Source organism: Bradyrhizobium sp. PRIMUS42 (assembly GCF_023006515.1).
Taxonomy (GTDB): Bacteria; Pseudomonadota; Alphaproteobacteria; order Rhizobiales; family Xanthobacteraceae; genus Bradyrhizobium.
In genome coordinates this window covers 1-903 of record NZ_JALBGZ010001303.1, presented here as the reverse complement: position 1 = coordinate 903, position 903 = coordinate 1, and the positions used below count along the sequence as shown (strand labels likewise).

Annotated in this window: 1 protein-coding gene; it reads right to left on the bottom strand. The window is 67.8% G+C overall.

The genetic code is table 11. The annotated features are described in order from the left end of the window. On the bottom strand, nt 1–903 hold a 903-nt coding region (locus tag MOV75_RS39890), incomplete at both ends, for a PAS domain-containing protein (protein WP_247008339.1).

The following is a 903-nucleotide window of genomic DNA, read 5'->3' as shown; positions in this document are numbered from 1 at the left end:
GCTGATCACCAGCGTCCGCGAGGGTCCCGGCGCGCCGTCGGCGCCGAAGGCGAGCTTGTGATAGAGCCGCACCGGCATGGTCTTGCCGGTGCGCATGCGCAGATCGATGTCGAAGACCTCGGTCTTCACCTCGCCCGGCACCGCCACGATCGAGGTCAGCAGCGATGCGCCGTCGCCGGAGACGATGTCGGTCAGCTTCAGGCCGCCCGAGCCGATCTCGGCGAGGTCGTAGTCGAGCCAGTTCGCCAGCGTCGCGTTGACATAAGCGAGCTCGCCGGCCGGATTGACCGAGAAGAAGCCACACGGCGCGTGATCGAGATATTCGATCGCGTGCTGGAGCTCCTGGAACACGTCCTCCTGGCGCTCGCGGTCGCGGGTGATGTCGGCAATCGACCACACCGCGTATTTCGACTCGCGCTTGCCGGTCCCGAGCGGACGCACCCGCATGCGCAGCCAGCGGCCCTGGCTGCCGTCCTGGCCGGAGATGCGCACCTCTTCCTGCTGACGCTTGCCCTCGCGCGCGGCCTTCAGCAACCGGAACACGGCTTCGGAGACATCGGGGTTGCCGATGAAGACGCGTTCCACCGGGCGCACGTCCTGCGGGCCGGCGGCCCCGGTCAGGGTCAGATAGGCGGCATTGGAATAGACTACGTGGCCGCGGGCATCGGTGACCGCCAGCCCGTCGAATCCATGATCGGCGATCCGCCCCACGACCGGATCATCGAGACTGCGGTCGGCGAAGCGGATAATACCGGCGGCGAAGGCGAACAGGTTGAAGAGGCCGACCATCGCCAGCACGGCAAGGATGCCGAGAATATAGGGCTGCGCCTGCGCGCGCCCGAGCGTCATCAGCCCGACGGCGACGGCGACGAGGCCGGCGGCCACCAGCAACACCAGCGCAAT